14 protein-coding genes and 1 riboswitch are annotated in these 15,864 nt (G+C 46.0%); of the genes, 11 read left to right on the top strand and 3 right to left on the bottom strand.

Annotated elements, in window-relative coordinates; all coding sequences use genetic code 11:
* The first annotated feature begins 20 nt into the window (after positions 1 to 20).
* From BpJC4_RS04425 to BpJC4_RS04405, 5 genes are all read left to right on the top strand, one after another.
* The gene (locus BpJC4_RS04425; protein WP_151679373.1) at positions 21 to 1,019 is read left to right on the top strand and encodes a proline dehydrogenase family protein; all 999 of its coding nucleotides are present in this window, start codon (positions 21 to 23) and stop codon (positions 1,017 to 1,019) included.
* 148 nt (positions 1,020 to 1,167) lie between these two features.
* Positions 1,168 to 1,638 carry a nucleoside deaminase gene (locus tag BpJC4_RS04420; RefSeq protein ID WP_151679372.1) on the top strand — a complete coding sequence of 157 codons (471 nt, stop codon included), beginning with the start codon at positions 1,168 to 1,170 and terminating at the stop codon, positions 1,636 to 1,638.
* A 135-nt stretch (positions 1,639 to 1,773) separates the two neighbouring features.
* Positions 1,774 to 1,972: riboswitch (cobalamin riboswitch) on the top strand.
* Between the two features lie 125 nt (positions 1,973 to 2,097).
* The gene (locus BpJC4_RS04415; RefSeq protein WP_151697578.1) at positions 2,098 to 4,332 is read left to right on the top strand and encodes a ribonucleoside-diphosphate reductase subunit alpha; all 2,235 of its coding nucleotides are present in this window, start codon (positions 2,098 to 2,100) and stop codon (positions 4,330 to 4,332) included.
* Positions 4,317 to 4,793 carry a flavodoxin gene (locus BpJC4_RS04410; protein WP_151679370.1) on the top strand — a complete coding sequence of 159 codons (477 nt, stop codon included), beginning with the start codon at positions 4,317 to 4,319 and terminating at the stop codon, positions 4,791 to 4,793. Before BpJC4_RS04415 ends, BpJC4_RS04410 begins: the two co-directional genes overlap by 16 nt.
* Positions 4,744 to 5,781 (top strand): ribonucleotide-diphosphate reductase subunit beta, encoded by a 1,038-nt coding sequence (locus BpJC4_RS04405; RefSeq protein WP_151679369.1) that lies wholly within the window; start codon positions 4,744 to 4,746, stop codon positions 5,779 to 5,781. The genes BpJC4_RS04410 and BpJC4_RS04405 overlap by 50 nt, the downstream gene beginning before the upstream one ends.
* A 137-nt stretch (positions 5,782 to 5,918) precedes the next feature.
* Here the strand turns inward: BpJC4_RS04405 and BpJC4_RS04400 are convergent, their stop codons facing one another.
* Entirely contained in the window at positions 5,919 to 6,251 is a 333-nt protein-coding gene (locus tag BpJC4_RS04400; RefSeq protein ID WP_151697577.1) for a hypothetical protein, read from the bottom strand.
* Between the two features lie 191 nt (positions 6,252 to 6,442).
* Complete coding sequence (gene rpsD / locus BpJC4_RS04395) at positions 6,443 to 7,045, bottom strand: 30S ribosomal protein S4 (protein ID WP_151679367.1); 603 nt, start codon at positions 7,043 to 7,045, stop codon at positions 6,443 to 6,445.
* Positions 7,046 to 7,500: 455 nt separating this feature from the next.
* Here rpsD and BpJC4_RS04390 point away from each other — a divergent pair, with 455 nt between their 5' ends.
* A complete protein-coding gene (locus tag BpJC4_RS04390) occupies positions 7,501 to 9,375 on the top strand; it encodes a sensor domain-containing diguanylate cyclase (protein ID WP_151679366.1) in 1,875 nt (624 codons plus the stop codon).
* A gap of 48 nt (positions 9,376 to 9,423) precedes the next feature.
* Here the strand turns inward: BpJC4_RS04390 and msrC are convergent, their stop codons facing one another.
* Positions 9,424 to 9,903 carry a free L-methionine (R)-S-oxide reductase MsrC gene (gene msrC / locus BpJC4_RS04385; RefSeq protein ID WP_151679365.1) on the bottom strand — a complete coding sequence of 160 codons (480 nt, stop codon included), beginning with the start codon at positions 9,901 to 9,903 and terminating at the stop codon, positions 9,424 to 9,426.
* 176 nt (positions 9,904 to 10,079) lie between these two features.
* On the opposite strand from msrC, the gene refZ reads away from it, so the two are divergent.
* The 5 genes from refZ to BpJC4_RS04360 all read left to right on the top strand — a co-directional run bounded on the left by refZ (position 10,080) and on the right by BpJC4_RS04360 (position 15,682).
* On the top strand, positions 10,080 to 10,724 hold the full coding sequence (refZ, locus tag BpJC4_RS04380; RefSeq protein WP_151679364.1) for a forespore capture DNA-binding protein RefZ: 645 nt from the start codon (positions 10,080 to 10,082) through the stop codon (positions 10,722 to 10,724).
* Between the two features lie 474 nt (positions 10,725 to 11,198).
* Positions 11,199 to 12,899: a septation ring formation regulator EzrA gene (gene ezrA / locus BpJC4_RS04375; protein WP_151679363.1), complete on the top strand. Its 1,701-nt coding sequence runs from the start codon at positions 11,199 to 11,201 to the stop codon at positions 12,897 to 12,899.
* Between the two features lie 131 nt (positions 12,900 to 13,030).
* Positions 13,031 to 14,185 (top strand): cysteine desulfurase family protein, encoded by a 1,155-nt coding sequence (locus tag BpJC4_RS04370; protein ID WP_151679362.1) that lies wholly within the window; start codon positions 13,031 to 13,033, stop codon positions 14,183 to 14,185.
* Complete coding sequence (gene thiI / locus BpJC4_RS04365) at positions 14,182 to 15,390, top strand: tRNA uracil 4-sulfurtransferase ThiI (RefSeq protein ID WP_151679361.1); 1,209 nt, start codon at positions 14,182 to 14,184, stop codon at positions 15,388 to 15,390. The genes BpJC4_RS04370 and thiI overlap by 4 nt, the downstream gene beginning before the upstream one ends.
* 88 nt (positions 15,391 to 15,478) lie before the next feature.
* The gene (locus BpJC4_RS04360) at positions 15,479 to 15,682 is read left to right on the top strand and encodes an alpha/beta-type small acid-soluble spore protein (RefSeq protein ID WP_151679360.1); all 204 of its coding nucleotides are present in this window, start codon (positions 15,479 to 15,481) and stop codon (positions 15,680 to 15,682) included.
* The last annotated feature ends 182 nt before the right edge of the window (positions 15,683 to 15,864 follow it).

Below are 15,864 nucleotides of genomic sequence, written 5' to 3'. Positions count from 1 at the left end.
CATAGAAAGGAGGGAAGCTGGTGGTGAACTGGACGAGGGATTTTTTCATCTGCCTCTCAAACAGCAAATTTTTAAATAAAAGCGCGCAAAAATGGGGGTTCCGCTTCGGGGCCGAAAAATTTGTGGCAGGCACGGATATCGGCAGCGTCACGCGCACGATCAAGGAGATGAATGCCCGCGGAATCAGCTGCACCGTCGACAATCTCGGGGAATTTGTGTCCGAAAAAACGGAAGCAGAATCCGCAAAACGGCAGATATTGAATATGCTGGACAAAATCCGCGAAGAGAAACTGGATTGCCATGTATCGGTGAAATTGACCCAGCTCGGGCTTGATATCAGCCGTGAATTTTGCATTCAAAATATGTTAGAAATTTTAGCGCGGGCAGAGCACTACGGCATTTTTATCAATGTTGACATGGAAGATTATGCCCATTTTCAGGCCACGATTGATGTGTTAAAAATCCTGCTCCAAAATTACGGCAATGTCGGAACGGTGATTCAAGCGTATTTGCGCTGTGCCGAAGATGTGATGGATGAGCTGAAGGATATCCGGCTCCGCATTGTGAAGGGGGCTTATAAAGAAAGCGAAGCGGTTGCTTTCCAAACGAAGGCTGAAATCGACAGGAATTATTTAAAACTAGCAAAAAAACGGCTGCTCGGCGATGCGTACACATCAATTGCCACCCACGACCACAACATCATACGTGCGTTGGAGGATTTTATCAGGGAAAACAACATTTCCCATGAAAAATTTGAATTTCAGATGCTGTACGGTTTCCGCCAGGAGATGCAGTACGAATTGGCGGAAAAATACCACTTCACCACTTATATGCCGTTCGGGAACGATTGGTTCGGCTATTATATGCGGCGTCTGGCCGAACGCCCGCAAAATATCAATCTCATCGTGAAAGACGTTTTTTATACAAAAGATCACAAACTGAAAAAAGAGCCGCTCCTTACCGGCGCACTGGCTGTTTCATTGCTGCTGCTGTGGCGGAAAAGCGGAAAGAAAAAATAAGGCGGTTTGTTTAGGGCGTGGGCATCTATCACGCCTTTTTGTTTTGCCCCGCTTTCGGCAACCCGAATTTTTATTGTCAGAATTGTGAACAGATCTTTTCAAAAATTGGAAGATCTATTGTTATAATCAACAAAAAGGGGGGATGCGAATGAATCATGCGTATTTTTTAAAGGTAACGATTGAAATGGCAAGGGAAAATATCGAAAATGGGGGCGGGCCGTTTGCCGCCATTGTTGTAAATGGAAACGGTGAAATTGTAGGGATCGGAAAAAACAGCGTTACGAAAAACAATGATCCGACTGCCCACGCGGAAGTTCAGGCGATACGGGATGCTTGCCAAAATCTTGGAACTTTCCAGCTTGCCGATTGTATCCTTTATTCAAGCTGCGAGCCGTGCCCGATGTGTTTGGGCGCAATCTACTGGGCGAGGCCGAAAGAAGTTTATTTTGCCGCCGATCAAAAGGATGCGGCAAATGCGGGATTTGATGATGCTTTTATTTATGAAGAAATTACAAAAGACCACGGTGCCCGCGCGATCCGCTTTAACCGAGTTGACATCCCGGACCGCACGCTTCCATTTGAAGAATGGGAACATACTTATATAAAAATCAATTATTAATGCCATTCAAGAAGACTCCCTTATAGCCTGCTTTTGTGGTGAAAAGCGGGCTCTATTTATTTTTTTCTTGAAAAAATTTCCTTGCTATGATAACCTAACAATATGTAGTATTATTAATGCTATTAAAACACTAAATATGGTATATCAGGCGATGGTGGCATTTTTTGCAATGCCTTAAAAGGGAATCCAGTTGAAAGCTGGAGCTGCCCCCGCAACTGTAAGTGTGGACGAACGAGCAAATCCACTGTACCCCCTGCTTCATGGCGGCGGTATGGGAAGGGCTTTAGTAGGATGATACACAAGCCAGGAGACCTGCCATAGCTTGAAGTTTCCATTCTCCGGGGTGTGGGAAGGTGAAACGATTGGAAAACATGGATACATATTGCAGTTTTTCTGTCGGTTTCGCCGTTCATCCCCGGGGTGGACGGTTTTTTTATGGTTCAAAAAAGGAGGAAAAACATGGAAAACTTATGTTCAACTCAAGCAGCGGGCGTTTTGAAATGGATGGATGAAATTTCGGCCGGACTTGATCTTCAAACCGAAAAGTATAAAGAAAAGGTTGCAAATGCCTGGTATCAGGATGCCCGGCTTGAAGAAAAAACCGATTTGCTTATCAAATACGCGCTCGAAAATGTAGATGAAGCCGGTGCGGACTGGTCGTTCCTTGCGGCCAGGATTTACCTGCAACTGCTTTACATGAAGGCGGCTGCAAACCGGCATTACGATCCGCAGCAGCGTTACGGTCCCTTTTATGAACTGATTGAACAACTGACGAAAAAAGGCATTTATTCGCCACATCTGCTCGCCAAATACAGCAGGAAGGAAATCGAAGAAATTGGCGGATGGATCCGGCCGGAAAGGGATTATCTGTTTACGTATCCCGGAATTTATACACTTGCCACCCGGTATCTTGCCGCGGATTTTGAAAAAAACATTTATGAACTCCCGCAGGAACGCTGGATGGTGATCGCCATGTACCTGATGCAGGATGAAAAGCCGGAAAAACGGATGGCATATGTGAAAGAAGCGTACTGGGCGCTCAGCCATTTGTATATGACCGTTGCGACTCCGACACTCGCCAATGCCGGGAAAACTTACAGCCAGCTGTCGAGTTGCTTTATTGATACAGTAGATGACAGCCTGCAATCCATTTATGACAGCAATACGGATATTGCCCAACTTTCAAAAAACGGCGGCGGAATTGGCGTATATATGGGGAAAATCCGCGCACGGGGGAGTGCCATCAAAGGTTTCCGCGGCATGTCAAGCGGTGTTGTGCCGTGGATCAAGCAGTTAAACAATACGGCGGTCAGCGTTGACCAGCTCGGGACGCGGAAAGGGGCGGTTACAGTCTATTTGGATGTTTGGCACCTTGACATTGAAGATTTTTTGGATTTGAAATTAAACAACGGTGATGACCGGATGCGGGCAAGGGACATCTACACCGGTGTTTGCATCCCGGATTATTTTATGGAACAGGTGGAAAAAAGGGGCGATTGGTACTTGTTTGACCCGCATGAAGTCAGGGAAGCAATGGGGTTCTCACTTGAAGATTTTTACGATGAAACAAAAGGAAGCGGCAAGTGGCGCGAAAAATATGAAGCGTGCATTAAAGCGGACCTCAAATCGAAAAAGAAAGTCCCTGCGATTGAAATCATGAAACGCATCATGAGATCGCAGCTGGAGACGGGAGCGCCGTTCATGTTTTACCGTGATGAAGTGAACAGGAAAAATCCGAACAGCCATCAGGGGATGATTTACTGCTCCAATTTGTGCACGGAAATTGCCCAAAACCAATCCCCGACGGTATGGTTGGAAGAATATGTGGAAAAAGAAAATATGATTGTAAAAAAATACCGGTCGGGTGATTTTGTTGTCTGTAATTTAAGTTCCATCAATTTGGGAAAAGCGGTGCCGGACGGGGTGCTTGAACGGCTCATCCCAATCCAGATGCGCATGCTTGATAATGTCATTGATGTCAACACCCTTCCAATCAGGCAGGTTGAAATCACCAATCAAAAGTACCGGGCGGTCGGGCTTGGCACTTTCGGCTGGCATCATTTATTGGCATTAGAAAATATCCAATGGGAATCGGAAGAAGCAGTGCAGTACGCGGACAAGCTGTATGAAGACATCGCCTACCTTACGATTAAAAGCAGCATGGAACTGGGCAAAGAAAAAGGCTGCTATCCGGTTTTTCCGGGCAGCAAATGGAGCACAGGTGCCTATTTTGCAGAAAAAGGCTATACAAGTGAACGTTGGAAGGCACTTGAAAAAGATGTGAAACAATACGGCATCCGCAATGGTTATTTAATGGCGGTTGCCCCGAACGCGACGACCTCCATCATTGCAGGATCCACCGCGAGCATTGATCCGGTTTTCAAGCCTTTTTACTTTGAGGAGAAAAAGGATTATAAAATGCCGGTCACCGCGCCGGATTTAAATTACCGCACTTACGCGGTTTATCGACGATCCGCCTATGTGCTCGACCAGCGCTGGTCCGTCAGGCAGAACGCAGCCCGGCAGAAGCATGTCGACCAAAGCATCTCGTTCAATTTTTATGTGCCGCATAACATCCGGGCAGCGGTTTTGCTTGATCTTCACCTCCAGGCTTGGAAGGAAGGCCTGAAAACGACTTATTATGTGCGATCCACTTCAAATGATGTAGAGGAGTGCGAATGGTGTCAAAGCTGAACGTTTTAATCGCTTATTTGTCATATAGCGGAAATACAAAAGAAACGGCGGAACTCATCGAATCAGGGCTTAAAGCGCGCGGCATCCGGGTGGACATGTACCAGATCGGTGTTTCGCCTCCGGTAAACCCGGAACATTACGATCTCATCCTGATTGGGACGTTTACTTGGGATATGGGGAGCACACCTGATGAAGTGAAAGATTTTGTCCTCGAAATCGGGTATAAGCCGGAGAATGTCGCTGTTTTTGGTACAGGCGACACGCAGTTCGGCGGTGATGACTTGTTCTGTCTTGCCGCCGTTAAACTCGCGAAATTTTACGGTAGCCGCTGGGAACCTTTAAAAATTGAACAATCCCCTAGAGGGAGCCAAGAGAAGAAAGTTGAAAAATGGCTGGAAGGAGTGCTGGAAGATGCTTTTGCAGGAAAAAGTGAAGACATTAGAGCCCATGTATTCAAATAAAGCGACCGCGCTTTTCGGCGGGAAATCAAGCGGGATACTCAATTGGAATGACCTCCCGTATCCCCACTGGTATAAAATGTACAAACGGCTGCTTGGAAATTACTGGCAGTCTGATGAAATCAATATGTCCTCGGATATCAAACAATTTCCGGAGTTATCGAAGTGGGAACAGGAAACTTTCCTGAAAATCATCAGCCTGCTGGCGACGCTCGATTCCTCGCAGACAAGGACGATGCTGCTTCTGTCGCTTTATGCCGCGGATCCGTCCGTGCAGTCGATCCTGGCTGTTATCGCCCAGCAAGAAGCGGTCCATAATGAGAGCTATTCCTATATTTTATCTTCTGTTGTTTCATTGGAAAAACAGAACAATGCATTTGAGATCGGCAGGACAAATCCCGTGCTGCTGAAACGGAACCGGGCATTAATGGAGCAATATAACCGGTTTGTAAAAGAGCCGTCCGTCGAAAACATCCTGAAAACGCTAGTGTACTCGACCTTGTTGGAGGGGTTGTTCTTTTACTCCGGTTTTGCATTCTTTTATAACTTGGCGCGCCAAAATAAAATGGTCGGCACCTCAACGATGATCAGCTACATCAATCGGGACGAGCTGGAACATGGCCGGTTTGTGTCGGAACTGATCCGCGCGGCATTGGCGGAAAATCCGGAATTGAATACGGAGGGGTTTGCAAATTGGGTGTATGCCCAATTCAAGCGGTCGGTCGAACTGGAAACGGAATGGTCGCAGTATGTCCTTTCTGATGTAGAGGGGATCGATTTGGAGGAAATGGCCGGTTTTATACAATATCGGGCAAACAAAATGCTGCGCATGATCGGCTTAAGTGAAATCTATCCGGAAAATGTCCGGAACCCGATGAAGTGGATCCGCGCCTATCTTGACAATTTTGACGGCACAAAAACCGATTTTTTTGAACAAAAATCGCGCCAGTACACAAAAGTAAGCGATTTGAACGGGTTTGACGAGCTTTAATATCAATGATACTTTCCATATTGAAGGGCAAACAAAAAAGACGGCCGAAATTCGGATTTTGGATTCGGATTCGTCTTCTTTGTTGCCTTACATTTTGTTGTGCAATTTTATTACAGCGGTGTTTTTGATCAGAAAATTTAGGAAAATATAGAAAAAGCGATCAAAAATAATAAACTATTGAAAAACACAAGGCTGCCGTAAATAAAAAAGGTATAGGCAAAAAACGAATTTTGGAAAGCGTCCAGCACGATTTGGGCGATGACTGCCGCGGCGATGACTCCTCCCAAAATGTGGATGGCCCGTTTCGGTTGCAAATCAGCGGAAGCTGCGATGATATATAGAATACTTGCTGCAACCGTTAAGCATATGATGACCCTTGTATCTGACTGGATCGGAAGGTTTAACGGGTTTAAATAGAGCAGCAATGCTTGAATGCCCAATAAGATTCCCATCATTCCTGATACCCTCATTCTACTGCCACCCCTTTTTTCTATTGTGTCCTATGAAAAAACTGATCGGCAAATTTAAATATTCATTTATCAATTAAAACGCTGCTATCGTAATCTCGATATTCGTAATATAGATTTTTTGGATAAAAAAATCCCTCTATGCAAAAACCCCAAAACCATAATGGCTTGGGGTTTTTTGCGCAGCCGTCCAATTAACGGGAATAAAACTCAACGATCAGCGATTCGTTAATTTCAGCCGGAAGTTCCGAGCGTTCAGGCAGGCGGGTGTAGATCCCTTCCAGCTTGTCTGCATCAAAAGAAAGGTAATCCGGAACAAAAGTTGTCGTTTCGATTGCTTCTTTGATGACATCCAAGTTGCGGGATCTTTCGCGAACGCCGATCGTTTGGCCAGGTGTTACACGGTAAGACGGAATATCAACGCGACGGCCGTCAACGAGAATGTGGCCGTGGTTCACAAGCTGGCGTGCCTGGCGGCGTGTGCGTGCCAAACCAAGGCGGTAAACAAGGTTGTCCAAACGGGACTCCAAAAGGATCATAAAGTTTTCGCCGTGTTTACCTTGCATTTTGCCGGCTTTTGCGAAAGTATTGCGGAATTGGCGCTCATTTACGCCGTACATATGGCGAAGCTTTTGTTTTTCTTGCAATTGCAAGCCATATTCAGATAATTTTTTTCGCTGGTTCGGGCCGTGTTGGCCTGGCGCATAAGGGCGTTTTTCTAATTCTTTTCCAGTACCGCTTAAAGAAATGCCAAGACGGCGGGATAATTTCCAGCTTGGGCCGGTATAACGAGCCATGAAAGACTCCTCCTTTGTTTTTATTTTGTTGTAAAATAAAAACAGGTATCATGGACATTCCTTTATGCGCATTTTGTTTTCATGTACCATCGCCCCAGCAGCAGAGGGTTACGCGATACACCTTGCGGGACATCCCGTCCAAGGAACAAAATGCAGGCATAAAGCTGCCCACTAAGGCTGCATTATTTTACACAAAGTTGATTATATGTTTTTATTCCCTAAAAGTCAACAAGGAAATCGGTGTGCCGCGTTTTTCCTGCATTAGACCGAGTATATATAATATATCGGCTGGATATGCTGTACATTAATAGTTCTTTTGTAATATAATAGTATTAATTTAAGTGACTTTTTTCCTTTTTCGCGGTACACCACGCGATTTTTTGTTTTAATTTTCTTCATTTTCAATATGTGGATGCGTTTGTTTTCGTTTTTACATGAAACAAGGTGATTAGGTAATGGAAAAGAATTTCAGTCATTTGATCCTATATTACAAGTCCCGTTTATTGGATTTAATGAATTTGCAGGAGGGCAGCAGCTTGGATGAATGGGTGGGGGTTGTGGCCGACTGTTTAAACGCGGAAAAGATTGCATATTATAAACAGGACACCGAAAATACAAAATGTTATAAAATCAGCGGTTTTTACAACCCTTACCAGCAACCCGTCAAAACAAGCCTGCCATCTGGGAAAATAAAAGCTTTGACAGGGAAATCCCCGATCGTCTTTAGCAGGGAATTGCAAAAAGATCCTTACTTTTCACAGTTTAATATTGCCTTTTCCATTCCGGATAAAGAGATGGAGGACGGCTGCCTTTTTCTTTCTATTCCAAAGAAGATTTTAGAAACGCTGTCAAACGCGGATCTGCAGGCATTCGTCCGGGAGAGCCGGAAATTTTTGAAGTTGAAATATGAGTTATCTGTTGTGGAAAGCGACCGGAAACGTTATATTGAATTATTTCAAGTGACCGAGAAATTCCACTCTTCCATGGATACAGACACTATCCTAGCAGAAATCATTTATACGCTCCAAAGGGTGTACCCGGTTTTTGAATATTCCTTAATGCTGTCTGATGATGATCATCATAATGTGGATTTGCCGATCAAATCGCTCCAGTACGATGCAATCGACGATATGGCGCTTGATTCGTATGTGAACGGCCAGATCCAGATTGCAACTTTGTGGCGTACGAACCAGACGCTGCTGTATGCCCCGCTTCGAGGGAGGCAGGGGGTATATGGCGTTTTGCAAGTCATCGCGTTTGCCAACTATGAATTTAACCGCAGCGATGTCGAATTTATCAGCCTGTTGGCGAATACGGCGGGCAGTGCACTCGAAAATGCCAAGTTGTACCAGCAGTCGATGCAGTCCATTGAAGAACTCCGTCTCATCAATTCGGTTTCTCAGCAGTTAAATAAAAGCACGAATGTAAAAGAAACGGTTGATTTTTTAATGTCGCAAATCTCCTGCTCGTTTGATGCGAAAGAAATCGGCTTTATCATGATCCAGGACGGGAAGTACCACCTGCTTGAGGGCAGCAGCCCTGTCTTCGAACAAAATGAGGGCATCCGTTATATTGACTTTGTCAACCAATCCTTTTCCGACAACAATAAGGAATCATTGTTTATCAGCAATTTAAACCGGCGCTATCCCGAAAGAGGGTACCGTTTTGCTTCGCTGATGGCCGTCCCGTTGATCCAGGAAGATGCATTAAAAGGATTCTGCATCGTCCTCCACGAGGAACCGTACCATTTTTCTTTTGATATGTTCAAACTCTTTCAATCTTTGATTTACCAGTCGGGCATGGCTTTAACGAATTCGATGCTCCGTGAGCGGCTGGAAAAGATGGTAATCACGGATCAACTTACACAACTGTTTGCCAAAAATTATTTGAACAGCAGGATGGAGGAATCAATTAGAGAAGATGAGCAGGGTACATTGATTTTGTTGGACATTGACGATTTTAAAAAAGTGAATGATACATATGGTCACCAGGTGGGGGATGAAATTTTGGTTCAAGTTGCCCGTTTGATTAAAGAAAATATCCGTTCAACAGATGTCGGCGCAAGGTGGGGAGGAGAGGAATTGGCCATTTACCTCCCCGGTGTGCCGCTTGAAACGGGCGAACAGGTCGCAAAAAGATTACTTACAGCTGTGGAGAAAAATACAAACCCGCCGATCACCGTTTCTTGCGGTGTTTCGTACTGGAACAAAGAAATGAACGAAACGGCTGAATCCCTTTTTAACAGGGCGGATGCCGGTTTATACCATGCCAAAAATTTAGGGAAAAACCAGGTTGTGATCAGCAATACGCAAATCAAAGCAAATGAGTAAAACCCCTTGCCCGGCAATTCCGGCAAGGGGTTTTGGGCATACGCCATTTTACAAAACTTTCACAAGCGCGGCGGCAAACGCGGTTAAGCCTGCTTCGTCTTCCTCGTCAAAACGGTTCTTTTCGGGGCTGTCAATATCCAAAACGCCGACCACTTTACCGCTTTTTACAAGCGGGACAACGATTTCCGACTGCGAAGCGGCGTCACAGGCAATGTGCCCTGGAAATTGGTTGACATCGGCGACGCGCAAGATCTTGTTTTCTTTCCATGCCGTGCCGCACACACCCTTCCCATATGGAATCCGCACGCAAGCCGGCAAGCCTTGGAAGGGGCCAAGCACCAATTCTTTTCCGTCCGCCAAATAAAATCCGACCCAGTTGATCCGGTCCAGAGAGTGGTTTAAAAGCGCGGAAGCATTACTTAAATTGGCAATTCGGTTTGGTTCGCCATCCGTCAGCGCCTCAAGCTGTTTTACGACAAGCTGGTAATTTTCTTTTTTCGTTCCTCGATATGTATCTGCATGAAACATGGCCATCATCCTCACGTCAACAAATTTTTCAACAAGAAACGGGGCACGGGATAAGAATTTGTCGAGAAGTTCTTAAAGGAAACCGGCCCAAAACATTGAATTCTTATGAATAGAATATTTTTATCACACAAGGGCAAAATCGGCAAGCATGAACATAGGAAGAAAGGATGAAGCACATGGACGGTAATGGTGCGGCAGCAAAAGAAAAAATATTAAATACAGCCATTTCTTTATTCCATACGTACGGTTACCGGGGGACAACCATCAGGGCAATCGCCTCCGCCGCGAAAGTCAATTCTGCCAATATCTCTTATTATTATAACGGAAAGCAGGGCCTGCTGGAAGCGTGTTTTATCCGCTTTTTTGAACCATATATTGCATGCCTTGAGGAGGTGGTGCAGGATGCCCAAAACCTTCCCGGGGAAGGACTGATTCGGGCAATCCGCCGCATGCTTTATTTCCAAAGTGAAAACCATCTGCTTTCAAGATTTGTGTGGAGGGAAGTAACGATCGATTCGCAGATTGTCCGCGAGATCACTTCCACGTACTTGATGAAAGAGCGCTATTTGTTGAAAAAGCTTGCCAAAGCCTGGTTTGGCCTGGGGATGCAGGGAAACAAACTGAATTTTATGGTGATTCAGCTCAGAAGCATGATTGCGATGCCTTATTTAAACAGCCAATATATTCGCGAAGTATGGGGCATGCAGCCGGAAGAACCTTATTTCACCGAGCAGTACAGCCGTGCCATTACGGAATGGCTAGGCAGCTTGAAGCAAAACGGCGAGGGGCAGCCGGAATCATTATTATTAAGGCTCTGTTAATTGTTGTTGTTGATTATCGTTCATTTCTGAGACATCTGCAGTATAAGCGGGCAAGAAGAGGCCCTCGTGCTGTGGTATCGGGAGGGGAGGCCGCGACGCGCCATATGCGAAGCGGATTTCGCGATCATCCATATTGATCACTAACATAACCTTTATTAAAAACCGCTTTTTAACGGGCCGGCTCTGTTTCATTGATTGTTGGCCGCCGCATACTGTGGTATGGAATTTCGCGGCAGCCAGCAATCTATTAAACAGAGCCGGTTTATTTAAGGATTTTTTTGTACATTGAAGGAAGAACAAACCAAATTGATGCGAAAAATCTCGAATTCCATAGTCAAATATTGTCGTTACATGGTATCATAGAATACAAATACCATACGGGAAAATCCGGGCGGAAAAAGCCCGGAAGAAATTTTACATAATGAGCGGTTGATATAGATTTGATTTGTGGATGGACGGGAGGCTTTTAAGTTTATGATGTACGGCATCATTGGCGCGATTGTATTGCTTTTAATCTTATTGATATACGGATTTATCATCAGAAGGCAGTTTTACAAGGAGATTGACAGGCTAGAAGCTTGGAAAATTGATATTATGAACCGGCCTGTCATCGAAGAATTGGGAAAAGTGAAGCAGCTCAACATGACCGGGGAGACGGAAGAATTGTTTGAGCGCTGGCGCAAAAACTGGGAAGACCTATTAAATGACGAGCTGCCCGCGGTGGAAGAAAAGCTTTTCGAAATCGAAGAGCACACCGACAAATACCGGTTCAAAAGGGCAAAAGAAGTGCAGGCTGAAACGGAAGCATTTCTCAATGATGCCGAATTAAAAATAAAAAACATACTTGTGGAACTCCATGAACTGATCGATGCCGAAAAACAAAGCCGGCAGGAAATGGAAGAGACCGGGAAGGTTTTTAAAGAAATTAAGAAGCAGCTTTTGACCCACCGCCACACATACGGAAAAGCCATTAAAAATCTGGATTTGAAGACGGATGCTCTGGCAGCGAAGTTTGACCGGTACGGGGAGCTGACGGAAGCGGGCAATTATCTTGAAGCAAAAAAATTAGCAGATGAACTAAAGGCCGAAGTGAAAAAACTTCAGGAGGATACTAGGAAGATCCCGGATTTATTGGCGGAAACGGGATCGCTTTTACCGATGCAGCTTGCGGAATTAACAGAGGGCTATAAAGAAATGGCTGCCCAAGGTTTTGTGCTGGATCATCTACAGTTTGATGAAGAAATGAAGGATATAAAAGAAAAGCTTGCGTCATACCACCAGAAACTGGAAATGGCGGATACCGGCGGTGTGGAAGAGGGAATTCAGTCATTAAAGGAAAGAATCGATACGATTTATGATATTTTGGAAAAAGAAGCTTATGCGAAAAACTATGTGCTGCTGAATTACCGGAAAGTGAAAGAACAGCTCGATGAAATTCAGGGGGAAAACAGCCGTCTGAAGCATGAAACGGAATCCATCCGGCAGACGTATCAGCTTCAGCAGGAAAACATGGCGGTCCCGGATGAGCTGGAAAAACAAATTGAAAAACTGGCAAAGCGTTTTGCAGTCCTTGAGGCTAAAATTCCCGAAAACCAGTCGATTTATTCGGTTTTAAGCGAACAGTTAAAAGAAATTGAAGGGCAGATTGAAAAACTGCAGGATGACCAGGAGACATTTACGGAGTATCTGCAAAGCCTGCGAAAAGATGAAATGGAGGCGCGCGGGAAAATTGCCGCATTAAGGCGGCAAATCCAGGAGATGCGCCGCCAGGTTGGCAGAAGCAATGTCCCGGGGCTGCCGGAATCGTACCGGGAGCAGTTTGAAGCAGCGCGCAAAGCCATCCGGGAGACGGCGGAAAGCTTGGATGCAAAACCGCTGAATATGGAAACGGTGAACCGTCATCTGGCTGAAGCGGAAAGCACGGTCAGCGGGCTTGAGAAAAGTACGAAAGAACTGCTGGAAAATGTTGTATTGGCTGAAAAAGTGATTCAATACGGCAACCGGTACCGCGCAAAATATAAAAAAGTGGCGGACGGGTTGCAGCGCGCCGAAGATGCTTTCCGGAGCTACAATTACCAGGCTGCGCTGGAAGAAGCCGCCACAACAGTGGAATCTGTCGAGCCCGGTGCCTTAAAAAAAATTGAAAAAATGCTTGAAACGGAAGAAACGTTGTAACGGGCATGCAGGCAAACGGAAAAGGCGGAGATACCCGCCTTTTCCGTTTGCTTTTTACCGCTTTTCCAACATTCGCATCTATGGTATGATGTAGATTTGGATACAACTTTATGCCGATCGAAGGTGTTCAAATGATTTATTTCGATAACAGTGCAACCACGAAGCCTTACCCTGAAGTTTTGGATACTTTTGTGAAAACTTCGGTAAACTATTATGCGAATCCCTCTTCCCTGCACAGCCTCGGCGCGCAGGCAGAGAAGCTCGTCACACAGGCGAGACAGCAAATTGCAAACATTCTCGGTGTAAACCAAAACGAAATTGTTTTTACTTCCGGCGGCACGGAAGGGAACAATTTGGCGATTAAAGGAACCGCCCTTGAGTACCGTGCAAGGGGCAGGCATATCATTACAACGGCTGTCGAGCATGCTTCCGTTTTTGAAACTTGCCGCCAGCTGGAAAAGCTGGGCTTTCGCATTACTTATCTGCCTGTGGATAGCAGGGGTAGAATCCGAATAGATGATTTAAAAGCGGCGATCACGGACGAAACGATTTTGGTGTCCGTCATGCATGTGAATAATGAAGTCGGGGCGGTCCAGCCGGTTGAGGAAATCGGACGCCTCCTGAAAAACTATCCAAAAATTTTATTCCATGTCGACCATGTTCAGGGGTGCGGAAAAGTCCCGCTTTCCTTGCATGAAGCTGGCATCGATCTTTGTACGATTTCTGCGCATAAATTCCATGGCTTAAAAGGGACAGGCGTTTTATATAAGCGTGCAAATATCAGAATTTCACCGCTTTTAACCGGCGGGCACCAAGAAAGCCAGCTGCGCAGCGGCACCGAAAATACGGGTGGGATTGTTGCAGCCGCAAAAGCGCTCCGGCTGATCCATGAAAAGTTCGAAAACGGGGCAGCAGAAAAAACGTCCCAAATCCGCGATTACCTGATCGAAAAGTTAGCAGCGATACCGGGCGTTACCGTGCATACGGACCCGGAAGTGTCGGCACCGCATATCATTAATTTTTCGGCCGGCGGTATCCGCGGTGAGGTGTTGGTGCACGCGCTTGAGCAGCAAGGAATTTTTATTTCGACAACAAGTGCCTGCTCTTCAAAAACGCGGGAACTGAGCCGCACGCTCCTGGCGATGGGTGTTTCCAAAGCTGAAGCCGAGGGGGCGGCGCGCATCAGCCTTTCCTATGAAAACACAATGGAAGAAGCGGAAAATTTTATACGCATTTTGCAACAAACGATCCAAAATCTACAACAAGTGTTGGGGAGAAATCAATGAATTACGACCAAATTTTGATTCGTTACGGCGAGCTCTCGACAAAAGGGCATAACCGCCAGTTTTTCATCAGGCATTTAAAAGACAACATCAAAAAAGCGCTGAAGCCTTATAAAGGCATTCAGGTCCAGGCGCTGTACGACCGGATGTACGTGCTGTTGAACGGGGCAAACGGAGAACAGGTGATCGAAACGTTAAAATCGATTTTCGGGATCCAGTCGTTCAGTCCTGCTGTCCGGGCCGATAAACGGCTTGAAAGTATCCAGCAGGCAGGTCTTGAACTGGTCAAAAATAGCTTTCGGGAAGGAAAAACGTTTAAAGTATCGGCACGCCGCGGCGACAAAACTTTCGAATACGATTCAAATGATTTAAACCATTTGGTCGGAGGCTATATCTTGAAAAATATCGGCGGCATCCGGGTCGATGTTAAACATCCGGATATCGAACTGCTCGTGGATGTCCGCAAAAACGGCGTCTATTTGTCGACCGAAGTGATTAAAGGCGCCGGCGGGCTTCCGGTCGGTTCATCCGGAAAAGCGATGCTGATGCTTTCCGGTGGCATCGACAGCCCTGTTGCCGGCTATTTGGCGATGAAACGCGGCGTGAAGGTGGAAGCCGTCCACTTTCACAGCCCGCCGTTCACAAGCCCGCGGGCAAAGCAAAAAGCGCTGGATTTGGCGGAAAAAATTTCAGCATACAGCGGATCGATCAAAGTGCACATCGTTCCGTTTACAAAAATCCAGGAAACAATCCATAAAGGCGTTCCGGAAGGCTATTCCATGACAGTACAGAGAAGGGTGATGCTGGAAATTACGGACCGGCTGCGCAAGATCCACAACGGGCTTGCTATTGTGACCGGCGAAAGCCTCGGGCAGGTGGCCAGCCAGACGTTGGACAGCATGGTGGCGATTAATGACGTGACCACGACGCCGGTTTTACGTCCGCTCATTTCAATGGATAAACTGGAAATCATTGAGATGGCGCAAAAAATTGATACGTACGAGATCTCAAGCCTTCCGTATGAAGACTGCTGCACCATTTTTACGCCGCCTGCGCCGAAAACACGGCCGAAGGTGGAGCTTTCGCGGCTCTATGAAAGCCGGCTTGATATGGAAACACTGATTGAGGAAGCAGTGCAGCATACTGAAACCGTCTTTATCACGCCAAACCAAAAAAAGCAGGAAGAAGACTTATCGGATCTGCTGTAAAATCCATTAACTGGTAGCACCGCCAATATCATTACAGCATGTTGCTATGTGTTTGTGCACATTCTATACTCACAAGGAGGTGAGACACATGGCACAAAGCAACAACAGCAACCAATTGCTTGTAAGCGGTGCTGAACAGGCACTGGAACAAATGAAATACGAAATTGCACAAGAATTTGGCGTGAACCTTGGCGCTGATACGACTTCCCGCGCGAACGGGTCTGTAGGCGGCGAAATTACAAAACGCCTTGTTTCGATGGCTGAACAACAATTAGGCGGATTTTCCCGATAATTAAATGATGATGGATAGGAAAAAGCGGGCCGGTTCTGGTCCGCTTTTTCTATTTGGGTGCACCTGGCATGGCTGCACTCTATAGGGTGAAAGTCCCGAATCGCGAAGGCAGTAGTAGCGATAGCCTAACGCAAGGGTGTCCGTAGTGATGCGGGATCTGAAGGAAGCGAGCGGCAAACCTC

The organism is Weizmannia acidilactici (assembly GCF_008974185.1).
GTDB classification, from domain to species: Bacteria; Bacillota; Bacilli; order Bacillales; family Bacillaceae_C; genus Weizmannia; species Weizmannia acidilactici.
This window is presented reverse-complemented; position numbering and strand designations above follow the sequence as displayed.